General features: G+C 71.9%; 17 protein-coding genes. 8 read left to right on the top strand and 9 right to left on the bottom strand.

Annotated elements, in window-relative coordinates; genetic code table 11:
• Window positions 1-14 precede the first annotated feature (14 nt).
• A complete protein-coding gene (locus tag IG84_RS0116750; protein WP_051861819.1) occupies window positions 15-2,039 on the top strand; it encodes an ATP-dependent DNA helicase in 2,025 nt (674 codons plus the stop codon).
• Window positions 2,040-2,190: 151 nt separating this feature from the next.
• Here the strand turns inward: IG84_RS0116750 and lexA are convergent, their stop codons facing one another.
• Entirely contained in the window at window positions 2,191-2,982 is a 792-nt protein-coding gene (lexA, locus tag IG84_RS0116755) for a transcriptional repressor LexA (protein ID WP_031057317.1), read from the bottom strand.
• 538 nt (window positions 2,983-3,520) lie between these two features.
• Here lexA and nrdR point away from each other — a divergent pair.
• Window positions 3,521-4,042 (top strand): transcriptional regulator NrdR, encoded by a 522-nt coding sequence (gene nrdR / locus IG84_RS0116760; RefSeq protein ID WP_031057320.1) that lies wholly within the window; start codon window positions 3,521-3,523, stop codon window positions 4,040-4,042.
• A 121-nt stretch (window positions 4,043-4,163) separates the two neighbouring features.
• Window positions 4,164-7,037: a vitamin B12-dependent ribonucleotide reductase gene (locus IG84_RS0116765; RefSeq protein ID WP_031057323.1), complete on the top strand. Its 2,874-nt coding sequence runs from the start codon at window positions 4,164-4,166 to the stop codon at window positions 7,035-7,037.
• A gap of 137 nt (window positions 7,038-7,174) precedes the next feature.
• Here the strand turns inward: IG84_RS0116765 and IG84_RS0116770 are convergent, their stop codons facing one another.
• The gene (locus IG84_RS0116770) at window positions 7,175-7,711 is read right to left on the bottom strand and encodes a TerD family protein (RefSeq protein WP_031057325.1); all 537 of its coding nucleotides are present in this window, start codon (window positions 7,709-7,711) and stop codon (window positions 7,175-7,177) included.
• A gap of 186 nt (window positions 7,712-7,897) precedes the next feature.
• On the opposite strand from IG84_RS0116770, the gene IG84_RS0116775 reads away from it, so the two are divergent.
• A complete protein-coding gene (locus IG84_RS0116775; protein ID WP_031057327.1) occupies window positions 7,898-8,503 on the top strand; it encodes a YdbC family protein in 606 nt (201 codons plus the stop codon).
• Between the two features lie 55 nt (window positions 8,504-8,558).
• Here IG84_RS0116775 and IG84_RS0116780 read toward each other — a convergent pair whose 3' ends face one another.
• The gene (locus IG84_RS0116780) at window positions 8,559-9,221 is read right to left on the bottom strand and encodes a TetR/AcrR family transcriptional regulator (protein WP_382467546.1); all 663 of its coding nucleotides are present in this window, start codon (window positions 9,219-9,221) and stop codon (window positions 8,559-8,561) included.
• A 208-nt stretch (window positions 9,222-9,429) separates the two neighbouring features.
• Between IG84_RS0116780 and IG84_RS0116785 the strand changes: the two genes are divergently transcribed.
• The 4 genes from IG84_RS0116785 (at window position 9,430) to IG84_RS0116800 (ending at window position 13,087) form a co-directional block, all read left to right on the top strand.
• Entirely contained in the window at window positions 9,430-10,089 is a 660-nt protein-coding gene (locus IG84_RS0116785) for a histidine phosphatase family protein (RefSeq protein WP_031057332.1), read from the top strand.
• Between the two features lie 10 nt (window positions 10,090-10,099).
• A complete protein-coding gene (locus IG84_RS0116790; RefSeq protein WP_031057335.1) occupies window positions 10,100-11,014 on the top strand; it encodes an ADP-ribosylglycohydrolase family protein in 915 nt (304 codons plus the stop codon).
• A 660-nt stretch (window positions 11,015-11,674) separates the two neighbouring features.
• Window positions 11,675-12,376 (top strand): ribonuclease HII, encoded by a 702-nt coding sequence (locus IG84_RS0116795; protein ID WP_031057337.1) that lies wholly within the window; start codon window positions 11,675-11,677, stop codon window positions 12,374-12,376.
• A 66-nt stretch (window positions 12,377-12,442) separates the two neighbouring features.
• Complete coding sequence (locus IG84_RS0116800) at window positions 12,443-13,087, top strand: hypothetical protein (RefSeq protein ID WP_031057340.1); 645 nt, start codon at window positions 12,443-12,445, stop codon at window positions 13,085-13,087.
• A gap of 165 nt (window positions 13,088-13,252) precedes the next feature.
• On the opposite strand, the gene IG84_RS0116805 is transcribed toward IG84_RS0116800, so the two are convergent.
• The 6 genes from IG84_RS0116805 to IG84_RS0116830 all read right to left on the bottom strand — a co-directional run bounded on the left by IG84_RS0116805 (window position 13,253) and on the right by IG84_RS0116830 (window position 19,570).
• A complete protein-coding gene (locus tag IG84_RS0116805; RefSeq protein ID WP_031057342.1) occupies window positions 13,253-13,906 on the bottom strand; it encodes a hypothetical protein in 654 nt (217 codons plus the stop codon).
• Window positions 13,907-14,320: 414 nt separating this feature from the next.
• A complete protein-coding gene (locus IG84_RS0116810; RefSeq protein ID WP_031057344.1) occupies window positions 14,321-16,492 on the bottom strand; it encodes a RecQ family ATP-dependent DNA helicase in 2,172 nt (723 codons plus the stop codon).
• A gap of 45 nt (window positions 16,493-16,537) precedes the next feature.
• Window positions 16,538-17,266, bottom strand: coding sequence for a hypothetical protein (locus tag IG84_RS0116815; RefSeq protein WP_031057346.1), 729 nt, complete (start codon window positions 17,264-17,266; stop codon window positions 16,538-16,540).
• Window positions 17,263-17,910, bottom strand: coding sequence for a 4'-phosphopantetheinyl transferase family protein (locus IG84_RS0116820; protein ID WP_157848892.1), 648 nt, complete (start codon window positions 17,908-17,910; stop codon window positions 17,263-17,265). The genes IG84_RS0116815 and IG84_RS0116820 overlap by 4 nt, the downstream gene beginning before the upstream one ends.
• A gap of 2 nt (window positions 17,911-17,912) precedes the next feature.
• On the bottom strand, window positions 17,913-18,959 hold the full coding sequence (locus IG84_RS0116825) for a C45 family autoproteolytic acyltransferase/hydrolase (protein ID WP_031057351.1): 1,047 nt from the start codon (window positions 18,957-18,959) through the stop codon (window positions 17,913-17,915).
• Window positions 18,956-19,570: a GNAT family N-acetyltransferase gene (locus IG84_RS0116830; RefSeq protein WP_031057355.1), complete on the bottom strand. Its 615-nt coding sequence runs from the start codon at window positions 19,568-19,570 to the stop codon at window positions 18,956-18,958. Before IG84_RS0116830 ends, IG84_RS0116825 begins: the two co-directional genes overlap by 4 nt.
• Between the last annotated feature and the right edge of the window lies 1 nt (window position 19,571).

The following is a 19,571-nucleotide window of genomic DNA, read 5'->3' on the forward strand; positions in this document are numbered from 1 at the left end:
AGGGTGGCAACGCTATGACGAAGCCCTCCCTCCCCGAACTGCTCCATGCCGCCGTCACCGCCGTCGGCGGCACCGAGCGCCCCGGCCAGGTCGCCATGGCCGAGGCGGTCGCCGAGGCCGTCGACGACGGCACCCACCTGCTCGCCCAGGCCGGCACCGGCACCGGAAAGTCCCTCGGCTATCTGGTCCCGGCGCTGGCGCACGGCGAGCGGGTGGTGATCGCGACGGCCACCCTGGCGCTCCAGCGCCAGCTGGTCGAGCGCGATCTGCCGCGTACGGTCGAGTCGCTGCATCCGCTGCTCCGCCGCCGGCCGCAGTTCGCCATGCTCAAGGGCCGGTCGAACTATCTCTGCCTGCACCGTCTCCATGAGGGCGTGCCGCAGGAAGAGGAGGAGGGCCTGTTCGACCCCTTCGAGCAGGCCACGGCGACGAGCAAGCTCGGCAAGGACCTGCTGCGGCTCCGGGACTGGGCGGACGAGACGGAGACGGGCGACCGGGACGCGTTGACGCCCGGCGTCTCCGACCGGGCGTGGGGCCAGGTCTCGGTGACCTCCCGGGAATGCCTGGGCGCATCGAAGTGCGCGTACGGCGCGGAGTGCTTCGCGGAAGCCGCCCGGGAGCGGGCCAAGCTCGCCGACGTGGTGGTCACGAACCACGCGCTGCTCGCGATCGACGCCATCGAGGGCGCGCCGGTCCTGCCGCAGCACGAGGTGCTGATCATCGACGAGGCCCATGAGCTGGTCTCCCGGGTCACCGGCGTGGCCACGGGAGAGCTCACTCCGGGCCAGGTCAACCGCGCTGTGCGGCGGGCCGCGAAGCTGGTCAACGAGAAGGCCGCCGATCAGCTCCAGACCGCCTCCGAGACCTTCGAGCGGCTGATGGAGCTGGCGCTGCCGGGGCGCCTGGAGGAGATCCCGGAGGACCTGGGGTACTGCCTGATGGCGCTGCGCGACGCCGCCCGTACGGTGATCTCCGCGCTCGGCTCGACCCGCGACAAGTCCGTCCAGGACGAGGACGCCGTACGCAAGCAGGCGCTGGCCTCCGTGGAGAACGTGCACGCGGTCGCCGAGCGGATCGCGAACGGCTCCGAGTACGACGTGGTCTGGTACGAGCGCCACGACCGCTTCGGCGCCTCGCTGCGCGTCGCCCCGCTGTCGGTGTCCGGGCTGCTGCGCGAGAAGCTCTTCGAGGACCGCTCGGTCGTGCTGACCTCCGCGACCCTCAAGCTCGGCGGCGACTTCAACGGTGTCGCGGCGTCGCTGGGACTGGCCCCCGAGGGCACGCAGGGCGAGGACGTGCCCCCGTGGAAGGGCCTGGACGTCGGCTCGCCGTTCGATTACGCGAAGCAGGGCATTCTGTACGTCGCCAAGCATCTGAACCAGCCGGGGCGCGAGGGCACCCGCACGGACATGCTGGACGAGCTGGCGGAGCTGGTGGAGGCGGCCGGCGGGCGCACGCTGGGGCTGTTCTCCTCGATGCGGGCCGCGCAGGCGGCCGCCGAGGAGCTGCGCGGCCGGCTGGACGTGCCGATTCTGCTGCAGGGCGAGGAGACGCTCGGCGAGCTGATCCGTGCCTTCGCGGCGGATCCCCGTACGTGCCTGTTCGGGACGCTGTCGCTGTGGCAGGGCGTGGACGTGCCGGGGGCGAGCTGCCAGCTCGTGGTCATGGACCGGGTGCCGTTCCCGCGCCCCGACGACCCGCTGATGAGCGCCCGCCAGAAGGCCGTGGAGGAGGCCGGGGGCAATGGATTCATGGCGGTCGCGGCGACGCACGCGGCGCTGCTGATGGCCCAGGGCGCCGGCCGGCTGATCCGCGCCTCCGGGGACCGCGGCGTGGTCGCCTGCCTGGACCCCCGGGTCGAGCGGGCGCGGTACGGCTCGTTCCTGCGGGCCTCGATGCCCGGCTTCTGGTACACCACCGACCGCAACCAGGTCCGCCGCTCCCTGGCCGCCATCGACGCGGCCGCTCAGGCGGCCGAGAAGGCTGCTGAGGCGGGCGAGCAGGCCGCTGAGGAGCCGGAGACAGCGGACGTGCAGTAGCACCGCCCCAGCTCCCGTGGCGGGCCGCTGCGGGCGCACACGTGCGCGGGCCTCGTATACCGATCGGCATACGAGGCCCGTAGCGTTGACCGCGGTCGGCTCCTCGGGAGCGGTGGCTCCGTGCGGGGCGCCGCCGGGCCGGCCGTGGCACTCAGACCCGGCGGAGCACCGCCACCACCTTGCCGAGGATGGTCGCCTCGTCGCCGGGGATGGGCTGGTACGCGGCGTTGTGCGGGAGCAGCCAGACGTGGCCGTCCTCGCGCTTGAAGCGCTTCACCGTGGCCTCGCCGTCGAGCATCGCGGCGACGATGTCGCCGTTCTCCGCGACCGGCTGGCGGCGGACCGTGACCCAGTCGCCGTCGCAGATCGCGGCCTCGACCATGGAGTCACCGACGACCTTCAGCACGAAGAGCTCGCCGTCACCCACGAGCTGCCGGGGGAGGGGGAAGACGTCCTCGACGGACTCCTCCGCGAGGATCGGACCACCGGCGGCGATCCGGCCCACCAGCGGGACGTACGACGCCGCGGGCTTGCCCGTGGTGTCCGCCGGGGCCGAGGCGGGCTGGTCGGAGCCGCGGACCTCGTACGCCCGCGGGCGGTGCGGGTCGCGGCGCAGGAAGCCCTTGCGCTCCAGGGCCATGAGCTGGTGTGCCACCGACGACGTGCTCGACAGCCCCACCGCCTGGCCGATCTCGCGCATGGACGGCGGGTATCCGCGCCGCTGGACGGAGTCCCGGATGACCTCGATGACCCGTCGCTGCCGGTCGGTGAGGCCCGAGCTGTCCGCACGGATTCCTGGAGGGCGCCCGGGCAGCGAGCGTGCCGGCTTCTGGCCCTCCGGGCTCACCGTGGCGTCGTCCATCGGCGGTTTCTGGGTCGGCTCGAAGCGGCCCTGGGAGTGGCTTTGTGCGGCGATGATCGCGCTGTCTGCGGTGGTGGTCACGTCGGCCCCTCTCGGAATGTATCTCCCTAGTTAGCCAACGGTAGTTGCTTTCGAAAGGTTGCGCCAAACACACGTTCGAGTGAAAAACCGCAGATTAGCTGACCTGATCAGGGCATTGGGTGTATGGCCGCGAGCGACCGAAAGGCGATAACGGGCATTACGGTACCGTTCCCGCCGGCAATCCCCGGCGGCGGGTCCGCGTTCCGCCATGGTTCCGCGACGATCATGGCGGGTCCGTCGTGACCTGCCCAAGTCTGTCATTGCCGCCCCTCCGCAGCGGTCACCGGGGGGTCTCACGTAGTCTCGTGGCTGCTGCGCCGCCGCGACACGCGGTGGGTGCATTTTCTCGCCCGGCACCACATGTAGTGCTTGGATGGGCGACGGCCACCAGACGTTGTGGTCCATGGTCTTCTTCGGCCCGTGGATCGCCTATGCTTGTGGTCGCTCCGGAGGCCCCCGTTCGGGCCCTGTCCGGGCTATCAGCCGTACGCCGGATCGGTTGGCGTACGTCCGTTTTCGAGGGTGAGGAGGGCACGTCATGCACTGCCCCTTCTGCAGGCACCCCGACAGCCGGGTGGTGGACAGCCGCACCACCGACGACGGCACCTCGATCCGCCGCCGCCGGCAGTGCCCCGACTGCTCCCGGCGGTTCACCACGATCGAGACGGCGTCACTCACGGTGATCAAGCGGAGTGGGGTCACCGAGCCCTTCAGCCGTGACAAGGTCATCGCCGGAGTGCGCAAGGCGTGCCAGGGCCGGCCGGTCACCGAGGACGCGCTCGCCAAGCTCGGCCAGCGGGTCGAGGAGGCGGTCCGCGCGACCGGCAGCGCCGAGCTGTCCACCCATGACGTCGGGCTCGCCATACTGGGCCCGCTCCAGGAGCTGGACCTCGTGGCGTACCTGCGCTTCGCGAGCGTGTACCGGGCGTTCGACTCGCTCGAAGATTTTGAGGCGGCCATCGCGGAGCTGCGTGAGCAGCGGCCGCCCTCGCATCACTGCGGGAACTGCGGGGAGGCCGAGGATTCGGCGATCCCCGTGCCCGCCCCCGCCGCCGACTGAGCTCGGCGCGCGACCCAGACCTCGCCGGAGCTGAGCAGGAGCTCCGGCGCAGCAAGACATACACCGTGCCACGGGAAGAAGTGCGCACATCAGGGCGTTTACGCCCGTACAGGGAGGCGGCATGACAGAGACGACGAGCGGCCCGGCGCGAGGCTCCCGAAAGGGCAGCAAGGCGAGCAAGGGTCTGCGTATCGAGCGCATCCACACCACCCCCGGCGTGCATCCGTACGACGAGGTGGCGTGGGAGAGCCGAGACGTCGTCATGACCAATTGGCGCGACGGCTCGGTCAATTTCGAGCAGCGTGGCGTCGAGTTCCCCGACTTCTGGTCGGTGAACGCGGTCAACATCGTCACAAGCAAGTACTTCCGTGGCGCGGTCGGCTCCCCGGAGCGGGAGAAGAGCCTCAAGCAGCTCATCGACCGCGTGGTGAAGACGTACCGGAAGTCCGGTGAGGAGAACGGTTACTTCGCCTCCCCGGCCGACGCGGAGATCTTTGAGCACGAGCTGGCGTACGCGCTGCTCCACCAGGTCTTCAGCTTCAACTCGCCGGTCTGGTTCAACGTCGGCACCAAGCAGCCGCAGCAGGTCAGCGCCTGCTTCATCCTCTCCGTCGACGACTCCATGGAGTCGATCCTGGACTGGTACAAGGAAGAGGGGATGATCTTCAAGGGCGGCTCCGGCGCCGGCCTGAACCTCTCCCGCATCCGCTCCTCCAAGGAGCTGCTCTCCTCCGGCGGCAACGCTTCCGGCCCGGTCTCCTTCATGCGCGGCGCCGACGCGTCCGCCGGCACCATCAAGTCGGGCGGCGCCACCCGCCGCGCCGCCAAGATGGTCGTCCTGGACGTGGACCACCCGGACGTCGAGGCGTTCATCGAGACCAAGGTCTCCGAGGAGGAGAAGATCCGCGCGCTGCGCGACGCGGGCTTCGACATGGACCTGGGCGGCGACGACATCGCCTCCGTCCAGTACCAGAACGCCAACAACTCGGTCCGCGTGAACGACGAGTTCATGAAGGCCGTGGAGTCCGGCTCGAAGTTCGGCCTGCGCGGTCGGCTGAACGGCGAGGTCATCGAGGAGGTCGACGCCAAGGGCCTGTTCCGCAAGATGGCCGAGGCCGCCTGGGCCTGCGCCGACCCCGGCATCCAGTACGACGACACCATCAACCACTGGCACACCTCGCCGGAGTCGGGCCGGATCACCGCCTCGAACCCGTGCAGCGAGTACATGCACCTGGACAACTCCTCGTGCAACCTCGCCTCGCTGAACCTCATGAAGTTCCTGCGCGACGACGACAAGGGCAACCAGTCGTTCGACGCCGAGCGCTTCGCCAAGGTCGTCGAGCTGGTCATCACCGCGATGGACATCTCCATCTGCTTCGCGGACTTCCCGACCGAGAAGATCGGTGAGACCACCCGCGCCTTCCGTCAGCTGGGCATCGGCTACGCCAACCTCGGCGCCCTGCTCATGGCCACGGGCCACGCGTACGACTCCGACGGCGGCCGCGCGCTCGCCGGCGCCATCACCTCCCTGATGACCGGTACCTCGTACAAGCGCTCCGCCGAGCTGGCCTCGGTCGTCGGCCCGTACGACGGTTACGCCCGCAACGCCGACGCCCACAAGCGCGTCATGAAGCAGCACGCGGACGCCAACGGTGCCGCCACGCGCATGGACGACCTGGACACCCCGGTGTGGGCCGCGGCCACCGAGGCGTGGCAGGACGTCGTCCGCCTCGGCGAGAAGAACGGCTTCCGCAACGCGCAGGCTTCGGTGCTGGCCCCCACCGGCACCATCGGCCTGATGATGGACTGCGACACCACGGGCGTCGAGCCGGACCTGGCCCTGGTCAAGTTCAAGAAGCTCGTCGGCGGCGGCTCGATGCAGATCGTGAACAACACGGTCCCGAAGGCGCTGAAGCGCCTGGGCTACCAGCCCGAGCAGGTCGAGGCGATCGTCGCCCACATCGCCGAGCACGGCAATGTGATCGACGCCCCGGCCCTGAAGGCCGAGCACTACGAGGTCTTCGACTGCGCCATGGGCGAGCGTGCCATCTCCCCGATGGGCCACGTCCGCATGATGGCCGCCGCCCAGCCGTTCCTCTCCGGCGCGATCTCCAAGACGGTCAACGTCCCGGAGACCGCCACGGTCGAGGAGATCGAGGACGTCTACTTCCAGGGCTGGAAGCTCGGCCTGAAGGCGCTCGCGATCTACCGCGACAACTGCAAGGTCGGCCAGCCGCTCTCCGCCAAGAAGAAGGAGGAGGAGAAGAAGGCCGAGCCGGTCGCCGAGAAGAAGGTCGTCGAGTACCGCCCGGTCCGCAAGCGTCTCCCGAAGGGCCGTCCCGGCATCACCACCTCCTTCACCGTCGGCGGCGCCGAGGGTTACATGACGGCCAACTCCTACCCGGACGACGGCCTGGGCGAGGTCTTCCTGAAGATGTCCAAGCAGGGCTCGACCCTCGCGGGCATGATGGACGCCTTCTCCATCGCGGTCTCGGTCGGCCTCCAGTACGGCGTGCCGCTGGAGACCTACGTCTCGAAGTTCACCAACATGCGCTTCGAGCCGGCCGGCATGACGGACGACCCGGACGTGCGGATGGCGCAGTCGATCGTCGACTACATCTTCCGCCGCCTGGCGCTGGACTTCCTGCCCTTCGAGACCCGTTCGGCCCTTGGCATCCACTCTGTCGAGGAGCGCCAGCGCCACCTGGAGACCGGTTCGTACGAGCCGGCCGAGGACGAGGTCGACATCCAGGGTCTGGCCCAGTCGGCCCCGCTGACCCCGGCGACCCAGCAGTCGCCGACCTCCACCGAAGAGGTCGTCGAGGAGACCGCGGCGCCGGCCCCGAAGCAGGCGCACACCAACGCGGAGCTGGTCGAGATGCAGCTCGGCATCAACGCCGACGCCCCGCTGTGCTTCTCCTGCGGTACGAAGATGCAGCGCGCCGGCAGCTGCTACCTCTGCGAGGGCTGCGGCTCCACGAGCGGCTGCAGCTGACAGTGCGCCCCTCGGGGCGTGAATGAACCGCTGAGGGCGGTGGAGGCGGGACCCCGCCTCCACCGCCCTCGGTGTTGACTGCCGGCCTCGTGCCCCCCCGGTGGGCTGCCGGTCCCGTCGCGTCCGTGTCGTGGCTGTCAGCCGGCGGCGGGCCGTCGCCCCATCCACGAGGCGAAGTCGTCGGCGTCGCCGTCGAACCCGCGGATCCCGCTCACGAACTGCCACTCGCCATCGCCGTCCCGGACGAACTCCGCGACCACCGCGGCCGTGGCGTCGGGGATACGGGCGAAGTCGTCCCTCGACAGTTCGTCGTAGCCCTCGAGGATGCGCACAAGAGTGCGCGGTATGTCGCCGAAGGTCCGACGCCCGTGCCGCTGCTGGATGGTGACGCCCACCACCACCCGGCCGTACCTCTCCGCCAGCCGCGAGAACTCCAGCGTCATCGCCTCGTCGTCGCCGAGCCCCTGGCCGGTCTTGCTGTCCCGTTTCAGGGTGATCGTGCCGTCGGGGGAGCGGCTGTCGAAGTGCACGAGGTACGCGGGCTCGCCGTACAGCGCGTCCGTGGTGTACGTCGCGGCGATGATGTCGAGGTCGTTGGCGGGCTCGCCATAGGGGCTCGGGTCCCATTTCAGCGTGACCTCGGCCTTGTCGATCCCCTTGTTGAGACTGCTCACCAGACTTCCCTTCTTCGGCCCCGGAGCACCGTGGCCGGGCGCTTCCCGTGAATCACCCATGCTGCCACGAGGGTGTGACATGCGGTGTGGACCCGCCCTCATCCGCCGTATACAGCGCATGAGTTGAAGTGTGCGTACTGTGACGTGCAGTGACGCAAGGGACGCCAGGGGCCGTACGATGGCGCGGTGCTGGTCAAATGGATTCGCTGCACTGTTGTGGACCGCGGGGGGTTCGAACGGGGGCAGCGCAAATGGGCGGGGCTGCCCGGGGAGCCGGGCTTCCGGGGGCAGGGCGGCGGCTGGAGCCGCACCCGCCCCGGCGTCGCGCATCTCGTGGCCTTCTGGGAGAGCAGGGCGTTCTACGACTCGTTCATGGCGAGATCGCACGACCGCCTGGCCGCCTCTCAGGCCGGCACGTACAAGAACGGCCAGACCCGCCTCTTCGAACACGAGCTGGACGTGAAGGTCGGCTTCCGCCCCGTCTTCGAGGACGCGGATGTGCTGCGGCTGGCGTACTGCCAGGTCAGGCCGGACCGTGTCGACCACTACAAGCTGATGCAGCAGAAGGTCTGGAACCCCGCGATGGCGGGCTCCCCCGGGATGCTGCGCGGCCTGCTGGGACGCGCCCCGGGGGAGGAGTTCCTGGTCCTCTCGATGTGGCAGTCGGCGGCTGAACGCGGCAAGTACCGTCCGGAACGTCTTGAACGGCTGGCCCTACGGGCGCAGACGGCGGCGGACATCATGGGCGTCACGGGCGACGTGGTCGATCTGGAGCCTTCGTGGACGGTGTGACGGCGTAACGGTGTGCGCGTGATGGCCCAACGGCGCAAGGGGGCACCGCTCGCGGTCAGGTCTCCTTCGTGAACGTTCCTGCGTGTGCTGCCGCCAGGGCGACGGCGACGGCATGGTCGGCGTCCGGCTCGTCCAGGCCCTCGCGGGTGATGAACAGGCGGAAGAACAGCGGGGCCGCTACCGCGCGTACCAGTGCTCCGCCGTCGACGGCCGAGCGCGGGCCGGGCAGCTCGCCGCGGGCGACGGCGCGGTCCACGATCACCTCGCAGCGCGCGAACCGTTCGGCGTAGTACGCGCGCAGCGCCTGTGCGGCCGGCTCGGACTGGAAGGCGGCGGCGATGACCGCCGAGCTGGGCGCGGCGGCCGCCGGGTCGGCGAAGGAGTGCACGACCTCCAGCGCGAGCGCGCGCAGGTCGCCGTCGAGCGAACCGGTGTCGGGCGGTGCCCAGCCGTCCTCGCCGGCCAGGTCGAGGGTGTCGGCGACCAGTCCGTCGACGCCGCCCCAGCGGCGGTAGAGCGTCGTCTTGTGCACGCCGGAGTGCTCGGCGACGTACTCGACGGTCAGGCCGGAGTAGCCGTGCTCGGTGAGGCCGGCCACTACGGCGTCGCGGACGGCCGCGCGCGTACGCGCGGTACGGCCGCCGGGCCGGCGGGTGCCCGGGCGGGCGGTGCCGGTGCCGCCCGCGACCTGCGCGGTCTGCTCGTTGTCCACAGGCAAATGCAACTCCACTTGCGTTAGGTGGGGGATCGTGTCATCCTCGTCAGCGTAACGCAACACCCGTCGCGTTACTGGTTCGGTCGGCTGCTGGAGCGGCCGCGGGGGAGGTACCAGTGTTCACTCAGGTCTTTCATGGCTTCCAGGTCTCCGGGGCCGGCGTCCGGGAGCGCCCCGGGCAGGGGGCAGCGCCTCGTTTTAGGCTGGCGGCATGGCACGCCCCCGACGCATCGTCCTCATCAGGCATGGAGAGTCCGACGGAAATATCGATGACACGGTGTACGAGCGGGAGCCGGACCACGCCCTGAGCCTGACGGAGCGCGGCGTCAAGCAGGCCGAGGAGGCCGGTGCGCAGCTTCGGGCAATGTTCGGGGACGAGCGGATATCCGCGTACGTCTCTCCGTACCGCCGCACGCACCAGACGTTCCAGGCGCTCGGTCTGGACAAGGAGCGGGTCCGGGTGCGCGAGGAGCCGCGGCTGCGCGAGCAGGACTGGGGGAACTGGCAGGACCGGGACGACGTACGGCTCCAGAAGGCGTACCGCGACGCCTACGGTCACTTCTTCTACCGCTTCGCCCAGGGGGAGTCGGGGGCGGACGTCTACGACCGGGTGGGCGCGTTCCTGGAGAGCCTGTGGCGCAGCTTCGAGGCCCCCGACCATCCGCCGAACGTTCTGATCGTCACGCACGGGCTGACCATGCGGTTGTTCTGTATGAGGTGGTTCCACTGGACCGTCGCCGAATTTGAATCGCTGTCCAATCCCCACAACGCCGACCACCGCACTCTGCTGCTCGGTCCGGACGGGCGGTACCGCCTTGACCGGCCGTTCGAGAGCTGGTGTACACCGCAGTCCTACGGGAGCACCGGTTAGAGTGCAACCGATGACCGCCGATCACCGTGACAGTGACGCACAGCGCTTCGCGCGGGCCCTGGAGAGCCTGCGGGGGCTTGCCGTGGGCGACGCCCTGGGATCCCAGTTCTTCGTGCCCGCCCATTACCCCGCGCTCAAGAGCCGCGCCCTGCCGCCGGCGCCCTGGCGGTGGACCGACGACACCGAGATGGCCGCTTCCGTACTGGCCGTACTGACCGCGCACGGCCGTATCGACCAGGACGCGCTCGCCCGCTCCTTCGCGGAGCATCACGACGTCGACCGGGCCTACGGTCCCGCCGTGGACCGCCTGCTCCGCCAGGTGCGGGAGGGGCGGGACTGGCGCGAGCTGGCCTCGGCGCTGTTCAAGGGGCAGGGCTCGTGGGGCAACGGTGCCGCCATGCGCATCGCCCCGCTGGGTGCCTGGTACGCCGACGATCCCGAGCAGGCCACGCACCAGGCGGAGATCTCTGCGTACGTCACGCACCAGCACCGTGAGGCGGTCGTCGGGGCGATGGCGGTGGCGGCCGCGGCCGCGCTGGTCGCCGCGCCGGACCGTGTCACCGGCCCGGAGGCGCTGCTGGACGCCGTCATGGAGCTGATCCCGCGCAGCGCGGTCCAGGCGGGGCTTCGGCGCGCCCGCGACATGCTCGACTACGCCGACGCGAGCACGGTCGCCGCGGTGCTCGGCTGTGGGCGGCGGACCACCGCTCACGACACCGTGCCGTTCACGCTGTGGGCCGCCGCCCGCAACCTGGGCAGCTACGAGCAGGCGTTCTGGACCACCGCGCGGGCGGGTGGCGACGTGGACACCACGTGCGCGATCGTCGGCGGCATCGTCGCGGCCGGCCCGGAGGGCGCGCCGCCGGAGGGATGGCTGGCGGGGACGGAGGACCTCCCGTCCTGGATGCCGAGCGGCGAGGCCTGAGACGCGTACGGGAGCGTGTGGGTGTGTGGGCGCGTCGGGCTGAGGCCCGTGAGCCCGGCCTGAAGCGCACCGCTTGAGGCGCGTGGCTTCGGGTGCGTGCGGGGTGCGTGAGACTCGTCGTCCGGTACGCCCTGTCTCCGATAGGTGCGGGGCGCGTGAGGCTCGTCGTCCGGGACGCGTGACCTTGCTTGGGCGGCCTTGGCCTGGGCTGTGTGCGGCGTAGCCTTGGTGGTGGGCCCTGCGGGGTGTTGCCGGGGCTTGAAGCTCGGTCGCTCGGTGAAGGTCGGGAGCATGCGTAGCACCAGGTCTCAGGGGGCGAGGCTCGGAGGGGACGACGCGCGTCACGTTCCGGAGAGTGGGCCGTGCGGCGCTCCGGACGGTGTACCCGATGGCGAGCGGGACCGTGTTCCGGATGGTGAGCCGGGCCGCGCTCCGGATGGCGAGCGGGACCGCACATCGGATGGCGAGTCGGACCATGCTCCGGATGGCGAGCCGGACCGTGCTTCCGATGGCGAGCCGGGCCGTGCTCCCGATGGTGAGCCGGGCCGTGTTCCCAGTCCCGTTTCGGGGGGTGACAACACCGGTCGGGTGGGACGAATCGAGCGTGGGGGACCCGCGGTGCGAGGTGGTGGGGGGCGGGGGCGTACTCTGTCTGGCGCCATGCCCTACGAGCCCCCTACTCATACCGTCGAGCGATCACTGCGCGCCACGACGGGCGCCAAGATCATCGCAGGAGTGGACGAGGTCGGGCGCGGAGCCTGGGCCGGCCCGGTGAGCGTCTGCGCCGCCGTGACCGGACTGCGCCGCCCGCCCACCGGACTCACCGACTCCAAGCTGCTGACCCCCAAGCGCCGCGACGAACTCGCCGCCGTGCTCGGCGACTGGGTCACCTGTCACGCCCTCGGTCACGCCAGCCCCGAGGAGATCGACGAACTGGGCATGACCGCAGCCCTCCGGCTGGCCGCCGTCCGTGCGCTGGAAGCCCTTCCGGTCCGGCCCGACGCGGTCATCCTCGACGGCAAGCACGACTACCTCGGTGCCCCTTGGAGGGTCCGTACGGTCATCAAGGGCGACCAGTCCTGTGTCGCCGTCGCCGCCGCCTCGGTGATAGCGAAGGTGCGGCGCGACGCGATGATGGCCGAACTGGGCCTGGAACACGAGCACTTCGGCTTCGCGGACAACGCCGGCTACCCCTCGCCGGTGCACCGCGCGGCCCTCGAGGAGTGGGGCCCGACCCCGTACCACCGGGTGTCGTGGTCCTACATGGACGCGCTGCCCCGCTGGCAGCACCTGAAGAAGGTGCGCCTCACCCCAGAATCAGCCGCTCTGGAGGCCGGTGGCCAACTCGGCTTCGACTTCTGAGCGGTACGGATGTGAATCCGGTACCCGCTGACATGTCCCGTACCTACGTTTGATAGACATCACTTCATGCCTCTCATCCCCGAGGAGCCTCAGATTCACGAGAGTGTCCCGGGTCCCCGCGCAACTCCGGCCGCCGGCCGTACCGCGCCGACCCCTCGACCCGTACCTGGTCCCGGTCCCCGCCCCGCGCCTCCGCGCGGCGCCCCCGCGTCCAGCGCCCGACCCGGCAAGCCCGGTCCGTCCCGCGGACCGGCTCCCACCCCGCCCGCGCAGCGCACGGCTCCCAAGCCGTCCGCGGCGGCCGGTGCCGGCACCGCAGCCTCCGAAGCGCAGCTTCAGCTGATCCCCGCGCCCGCCGACGGCGCCGTGGACGCCGCCGACGAGGCCGTCGACCTGCTCCTGGACTCCGGCCGCGCGCCGAGCGAGGTGCTGGTCCTCACCACCGGCGACCGGCACCCCTGGGCCGCGCACGAGCTGTCCTTCGGTGAGGCGTCCTACTGGGCGCAGCACGACGCCGCGGACGACGTCTTCTACGCGGACGCCGACGCCGAGCGTGCCAAGGGCCGTCCCGTGGTGGTCGTCGCGGTCAACGGCGGCTCGGACGAAGCCGTCGCCAAGGCTCTGCCCGCCGCCATGGCCCGGGCCGGCGCCCTGCTGATCGTCTGTGGCGATCCGGCGCGGATCAACGCCCTCATCGGGGCGTCGGCGTAAGCGAGCCGGCTCGGAGGGGCCCGGCCCGGCCATCACGGCCGCCGGGCTCGCTCCGTACCGCCCGCCCGGCCGACCGCTCCGGCACCCGGTGACGGCGTACCGCTGATCCGTTCCTGCGTACGGCCGTACCGCCGTACCGCCGTACCGCCGTGCCGGTCAGTGGCCTCAGCGGGCCGCAGTGCGCCGGTGTGCTTCCGGCGCTCCGCCGCCCGTACGGCGCGGTGGTCCCGCGGCCATGCCGCCGTTGTGCCGCTCGCGGGGCGTGTCCGAGAGCTGCGGACGCTCCGGCCGCGCGCCGGTGTACGGCCGGCGCCCGCCGCGGCCTTCCCCGAGCACCTGCCAGCCGTCGCGCGTCAGCGTGATGTACGCGCCGCAGCGCAGCCCGTGCAAGGTGCAGGCGTCGCGCAGCCCCCACATCCACGCGCCGTCCGCCTCCGTCCACAGCGGCCCACCGTCGCGGCAGTACAGCAGCACGGCCGTCCGTACCGGTGCGCGCAGCCGCAGATCGTGCGGGGTCACCCGGCGCAACTGCGCCAGCAGTGCGTTGCGGAAGTCCCAGCCGTCGGGCGCGTCCGTACGCAGCACGAAGGACGCGCTGGCCGTCACCCGCTCCTCCGGATCGAGCACCGCGACGACAGCGGTGGACGGGCCGGGCAGATGGCGGTCGTGGAGGCCGGTGACGACCTCACGGGGATTGCGCAGCAGGGGAATTCCCGCCGAGGCCCACTCGGCGGGCTCCAGCATCCGGCTCAGCCTGGCGGCCGACGTGGTGGCGGAGGGCTGGGACGCGGTCAGGGGCGGAGTGATGCCGAAGGTCACGGTCCTCCCTTCGTCGACGCGACGGAAGCCGGGACGGCCGGGCGCAACGTCGCACCACGACACACCCCTGCTGAGCCGCGGACGGCTGGAATGGGGGAAGCACCACGATTCTCGCGGTCGTACACGCTTGCGGCAATGAGCAATTCGCCGCGGCGTTCCGGAATCGATGGGTGCGTCGTCCTTTTTCCTTCCCGCTCAACTGCCCGTCGAAGCGTGTCCCGCCGCACGGGTCCGCTCCGCACGGTGCGGACCAGCGAAAACACCCTCCCGCTTCGCCCCGCCCGGCGCGCGCCCGACTCCGGGCGCCGCGCGGCCCGTTGAGCGCCCCACGGCGCGCGCCCGCTCGGCATGAGCCCGCCGGCCGCCCCCGAAGGAGGCCAGAGGGACGGCTGAGGGCCGCCCCCGGCCCCGCGATCAGCTCTGTACCGCCAGCACCAGCGGCAGTACACCCCCAGCGCCCGCCCGGCGGAGCAGTCGCGCGGCGACCGCGAGCGTCCAGCCGGTCTCGGTCGCGTCGTCCACCAGGAGCACCGGGCCGTCCGCGGCGCGCAACGCCTCGGCCAGCGGCGGCGGCACCGTCAGCGCCCCGTCGAGGGCGCGCAGCCGCTGCGCGCTGTTGGACCGCGGCAGATGCGTCTCGTCGGCGCCCGCCGCGTACGCGATCGATCCCAGCAGCGGCATCCTGCCGATCTCGGCGACCCGGGCACCGAGGGACTGGACGAGCTGGGGGCGGGTGCGGGACGCCATGGTGACGACGCCCACCGGGCGGGCGGGCGCCTCCGGATCGCCGCTCGCCCAGCCGCCCGGCCCCTTCGCCCAGTCGGCCAGCACGCCGACCACGGCGTCGAGCACATCGGCGGGCACCGGACCGTCCGGGGCCTGCGGCGTCAGGAGCGGGCGCAGCCGATTGCCCCAGCCGATGTCCGAGAGCCGGCCGAGCGCCCGCCCCGCCGACGCCTGTTCACCTGCCGGAATGCGGCCCTTCAGATCGACGCCGATCGCCGGGAGCCCCGTCGGCCACATCCGGCGCGGCTCCACGACGACGCCCGCGCGGCCCAGCTCGCCGCGCGCCGCGTCCAGCGCGGCGGGGGAGACCTCGGCGGTGAAGCGCGGCCCCGCGCAGTTGTCGCAGCGGCCGCACGGCGCCGCGCCCTCGTCGTCGAGCTGCCGCTGGAGGAACTCCATCCGGCAGCCGCCCGTCGTGGCGTACTCGCGCATCGCCTGCTGCTCGGCCTCGCGCTGCTTCGCCACCCAGGCGTACCGCTCCGCGTCGTACGTCCAGGGCTGTCCCGTGGCGGTCCAGCCGCCCTTCACCCGCCGGACCGCGCCGTCCACGTCCAGGACCTTGAGCATCGTCTCCAGGCGGGAGCGGCGCAGCTCCACGAGCGGCTCCAGCGCGGGCAGCGACAGCGGTCGCTCGGAACCGGCGAGCACGTCGATCGTCCGGCGCACGAGCTCCTCGGGCGGGAAGGCGATGGAGGCGAAGTACGCCCAGATCGCCTCGTCCTCGCGGCCGGGCAGCAGCAGGACCTCGGCGTGCTCCACACCGCGGCCGGCGCGGCCGACCTGCTGGTAGTAGGCGATGGGGGAGGAGGGCGAGCCGAGGTGGACGACGAAGCCGAGGTCGGGCTTGTCGAAGCCCATGCCGAGCGCGGAGGTGGCGACCAGCGCCTTGACGCGGTTGCCGAGGAGGTCCTCCTCGGCCTGCTGGCGGTCGGCGTTCTCGGTCTTGCCCGTGTACGAGGCGACCGTGTGCCCGCACTGCCGCAGGAAGGCCGTGACCTCCTCGGCGGCGGCCACCGTGAGGGTGTAGATGATCCCGGAGCCCGGGAGGTCGTTCAGATGCTCGGCGAGCCAGGCCATGCGGTGGGCGGCGTCGGGCAGCCGGAGCACGCCGAGGCTCAGGCTCTCCCGGTCCAGCGGGCCGCGCAGGACCAGCGCGTCCGTGCCGCCGCCCGTGCCGAGCTGCTCGGCCACGTCGGCCGTCACCCGGGCGTTGGCCGTCGCCGTCGTGGCCAGTACGGGCACGCCCGGCGGCAGGTCGGCGAGCATCGTGCGCAGCCGGCGGTAGTCGGGCCGGAAGTCGTGGCCCCAGTCCGAGATGCAGTGCGCCTCGTCCACCACCAGCAGGCCGGTCGCCGCGGCGAGCTTGGGCAGCACCTGGTCGCGGAAGTCCGGGTTGTTCAGCCGCTCCGGGCTGACCAGCAGCACGTCCACCTCGCCGGCCGCCACCTCGGCCTGGACGGTGTCCCACTCCTCGGTGTTCGAGGAGTTGATCGTGCGGGCGCGGATGCCCGCCCGGGCGGCCGCCTCGACCTGGTTCCGCATCAGCGCCAGCAGCGGCGAGACGATCACCGTCGGGCCGCTGCCGCGCTGCCGCAACAGGGCGGTCGCGACGAAGTACACGGCCGACTTGCCCCAGCCCGTGCGCTGCACCACCAGCGCCCGGCGGTGCTCGGCGACCAGCGCCTCGATCGCCCGCCACTGGTCCTCGCGCAGCCGGGCCGTGCCCGCCGGGGCGCCGACGAGGCGGGCCAGCACCGCGTCGGCCGCCTGCCGCAGGGTTCCGTCGTTCGTGTCGTCCATGCACCCATGCAAGCGCATCCCACTGACAACCGGCGAACCGGCAGCTCAGTCCCCGAGGACGAGCCTGCGCGCGGGAACGTGCAGTGCGCAGAGGGGCAGGCCGGGGGAGGCGGTCAGTTCGGTGGTCACGGCCTGCCAGGTGCGGAGCAGCTCGGCGGCCCGTTTCCGCTCCCCGGGGCGCGGTGAGCCGACCTTCAGGTGGTGGCCGGTCGGCGCGTGCCGTACCGAGCAGTGGTAGACGCCGGCGTCCGGCGCGTACCAGGAGAGCAGCCGCCAGCCGGGTGGTGGCGCCGGAGGCCCCACGTGGTCGAAGACGAACACCGGCTCTTCGGGGGCGCCACCGCCCGGGGAGGTGAGGAGACCCGGCGCGGTGATCTCCGCGCGTGCGCCGTCGGCGACCTGCCAGTGGGCCATGAGGGCCTGCCACGCGCGGTACGGGATGAGGGCGGCTTCCGGAGCGGCTTCCGGAGCGGCCTCCGGAGCGGCCTCCGGACCGGCCTCCGCACCGCCCTCCGGACCCGCGCCCGCCGCCGCAGCGATCTCCCGCAAGAGCCGCCCGGCCCCCGGAGCGACCGCCCGCGCGTCCTCGCAGGACAGCCGCAGTTCCGGCCCGTCCCAGGCATCGGTCACCTCGGCGCTGACGCCCGCGTGCCGCATGGCCCGGCCGGTCAGTACCCGAGAAACGGCGGCGGCCAGGCCGGCGGCGCCGACGTTCAGCGCGAGGACATGCAGGCTGAGCCGTCCGGAGCGGGCACTCCCGGATTCCACGGTCATTTCTCCTCCTTTCTGAGCCGCTCGTCCTTCCTGAGCCGGCTGACGACCGCCGTCACGGCCGCAGGGAGCCCGTCGCGCGCCGGCAGCAGTTCCGTACGGCCGTGCCAGGCGCCCGGACCGTGCCCGGAGATGCCGCGCAAGGTGACCGTGCTCCCGGGGCCGAGCGCGAGGCCGACCTCCGCCGCGCCCCGGGCCAGGCCGCGCCCGGTCGCCTTCACGGCCGCCTCCAGCAGCGTCCACGCGGGAAGGAACGCCGCGGGGTCGGCGGTGGCCGGCAGGGCCGGGTACACCGCCGCGAGCACGTCCAGCGCCGCCGGGACGGGCCGCAGCCGCTCGATGTCCACGCCCACGGGCCCGCCGTCGTCCGCGCCGGCCAGCAGCAGCCGGCCGGACCGCGACCAGCTGATGTGCTGCTCCGGATGGTCCGGCAGATACGGCTTGCCGGACGCCGTGTACGCGACGCGCAGGCGCGCCGGGGAGACTCCCAGCCGCCGGCCCAGCAGGTCGCGCACCGCCAGCCGGGAGCGGAGGAAGCGGCGGGCCGAGGCCACGTCCGTAAAGGCCGTGGCCCGCCGCCTCTCCGCCTCCGTGGGGCGCGCCTCCAAGCCGCCCCCACCGTCCAGGTCCACAAGCCACACGTCCACCGCTACAGCCGGAAGACCTGCGTGGAAGACAGCGACGGATCGCCCGGCCGTACATGCAGCTCCCCCCGGGACGGCAGCATCACCACCGCGGCGACGGTGCGTTCGCCGCGGATGTCACCCCGGTCCGGTACGCAGATCGGCGGCTGCGACAACAGCCTGAAGTGGTCCTCGGCGCCGCACCCCGGGGGCAGCTCGGCGAGCCCCGCGGTGGCCGCCTTCAGGCGGCGCACGGACGAGTTGCGGGCGAAGACGTTGATCTCGTCGAACGGTACGAAGTCCGGGTGCAGGAAGTGGTTGGTGTGCGCCGTCTCCGCCCCCTCCGTGACCCTGAGTTCGTCACCGAGGATCTCCACCACGGCGACCCGTTCCCGGTCGCACAGGACCAGCGTCCGGGAGCTCGCCAGGGGCAGGCCGCGCAGGATCTCCAGGGCCTGGGGGACGTCCCGTGCCGTGTCCAGCAGGTGCCGGATGGCGAGGTAGGGCGGTACTCCGGGGTGCCAGTCGCCGCCCAGTACCAGGTTGAGCCCGACCGCGAGGCCGTCGCTGTTCAGCCCCAGGTAGCCGAGCAGGCCGCCGAAGCTGAGGACGAGCGAGCGGCGCGGCGACCCGGTGCGGGCGACCTCCAGCACGCCGAGGTAGTCGTCCAGGTTGCCGTTGAGGTCGACGGTCTGCGCGAGGACGGGGCCGGCCGCGCCGGTGCGGGCGTAGGTCGTGCAGTCGCCCGCCGTGGGCACCTTGCGGTAGCCCATGATCTCCCGGCGCAGTTGCAGCAGCCATGCCTCGTCCGGTGTGATCCCGGCGCCGGCCGCGAGCCCCGCGACCTCCTCGGCCAGTTCGGGCGTGGCCGCCGCGACCGCCGCCTGATAGGCGGCGATCGACGGCAGCAGCCCGTCCAGGGAGACCGGCTCCGGCATGACCTTGTTCAGCCGGGCGAGCGAGTCGTCGAGGAAGGCACGCAACGGACCGGCGAGGGCCTCACCATGGGCCCGCCCGGCGGCGAACGGGCCGCCCGACGCGCGAATGAAAGGAATGCCCGCGCCCGGCGTCATCCGACGGCGTCCAGCTGGGCGACCTTCGGCTTGGTGGCCAGCTCGTCCTTCACACGGGGCCATTCGGCGCGCAGGACGCTGTAGAAGATCGCGTCGCGGCGGCGCCCGCCGGGCATGAAGTTGTAGCTGCGCAGGGTGCCTTCCTCCACGGCGCCGATGTTGCGCAGTCCGCGGCGGGCCTGGGTGTTGAGGATGTCGGTCTTGAACTCCACGCGCTCCGCGCCCAGTTGCTCGAAAGCGTGCTCCAGGAGCAGGTACTTCGCCCAGCGGTTGATGCCCTGGCCCCGGAAGTCGCGGCCCAGCCAGGACCAGCCGATCTCCAGCCGCAGGTCGGCCTCGGCCATGTTGCCGTAGCTCATGCTGCCGGCGACCCGGCCGGTGGACTTGTCGGTGATGATCTGGACGACGCGGCGGCCGGCGCTCTGGTCGGCGAGGCAGGTGTCGAAGAACTTCTCGAAGTCCGCGTCGGTCTCGACGGCGGAGACGAAGTACTTCCAGATGTCGGGGTCCATCGCGACAGCCCGCACGGGCTCGCGGTCGGCTTCGGTGACCGGTCGCAGCAGGACGTGCTCGTTCTCCAGGACCACCGCGGCGTTCTCGTTCCAGGCCATG

Origin of the sequence: Streptomyces ochraceiscleroticus, assembly GCF_000720485.1 — a bacterium.
In the GTDB taxonomy this organism is placed as follows: domain Bacteria; phylum Actinomycetota; class Actinomycetes; order Streptomycetales; family Streptomycetaceae; genus Streptomyces; species Streptomyces ochraceiscleroticus.

Excerpts from the sequence above, each read along its gene's own strand:
- IG84_RS0116795 (WP_031057337.1), top strand. The coding sequence starts at position 11,675 with ATGCCCTACGAGCCCCCTACTCATACCGTCGAGCGATCACTGCGCGCC.
- IG84_RS0116765 (WP_031057323.1), top strand. The coding sequence starts at position 4,164 with ATGACAGAGACGACGAGCGGCCCGGCGCGAGGCTCCCGAAAGGGCAGC.
- IG84_RS0116810 (WP_031057344.1), bottom strand. The coding sequence starts at position 16,492 with ATGGACGACACGAACGACGGAACCCTGCGGCAGGCGGCCGACGCGGTG.
- IG84_RS0116785 (WP_031057332.1), top strand. The coding sequence starts at position 9,430 with ATGGCACGCCCCCGACGCATCGTCCTCATCAGGCATGGAGAGTCCGAC.
- IG84_RS0116815 (WP_031057346.1), bottom strand. The coding sequence starts at position 17,266 with ATGACCGTGGAATCCGGGAGTGCCCGCTCCGGACGGCTCAGCCTGCAT.
- IG84_RS0116800 (WP_031057340.1), top strand. The coding sequence starts at position 12,443 with ATGCCTCTCATCCCCGAGGAGCCTCAGATTCACGAGAGTGTCCCGGGT.
- nrdR (WP_031057320.1), top strand. The coding sequence starts at position 3,521 with ATGCACTGCCCCTTCTGCAGGCACCCCGACAGCCGGGTGGTGGACAGC.
- IG84_RS0116790 (WP_031057335.1), top strand. The coding sequence starts at position 10,100 with ATGACCGCCGATCACCGTGACAGTGACGCACAGCGCTTCGCGCGGGCC.
- IG84_RS0116830 (WP_031057355.1), bottom strand. The coding sequence starts at position 19,570 with ATGGCCTGGAACGAGAACGCCGCGGTGGTCCTGGAGAACGAGCACGTC.
- IG84_RS0116750 (WP_051861819.1), top strand. The coding sequence starts at position 15 with ATGACGAAGCCCTCCCTCCCCGAACTGCTCCATGCCGCCGTCACCGCC.
- IG84_RS0116825 (WP_031057351.1), bottom strand. The coding sequence starts at position 18,959 with ATGACGCCGGGCGCGGGCATTCCTTTCATTCGCGCGTCGGGCGGCCCG.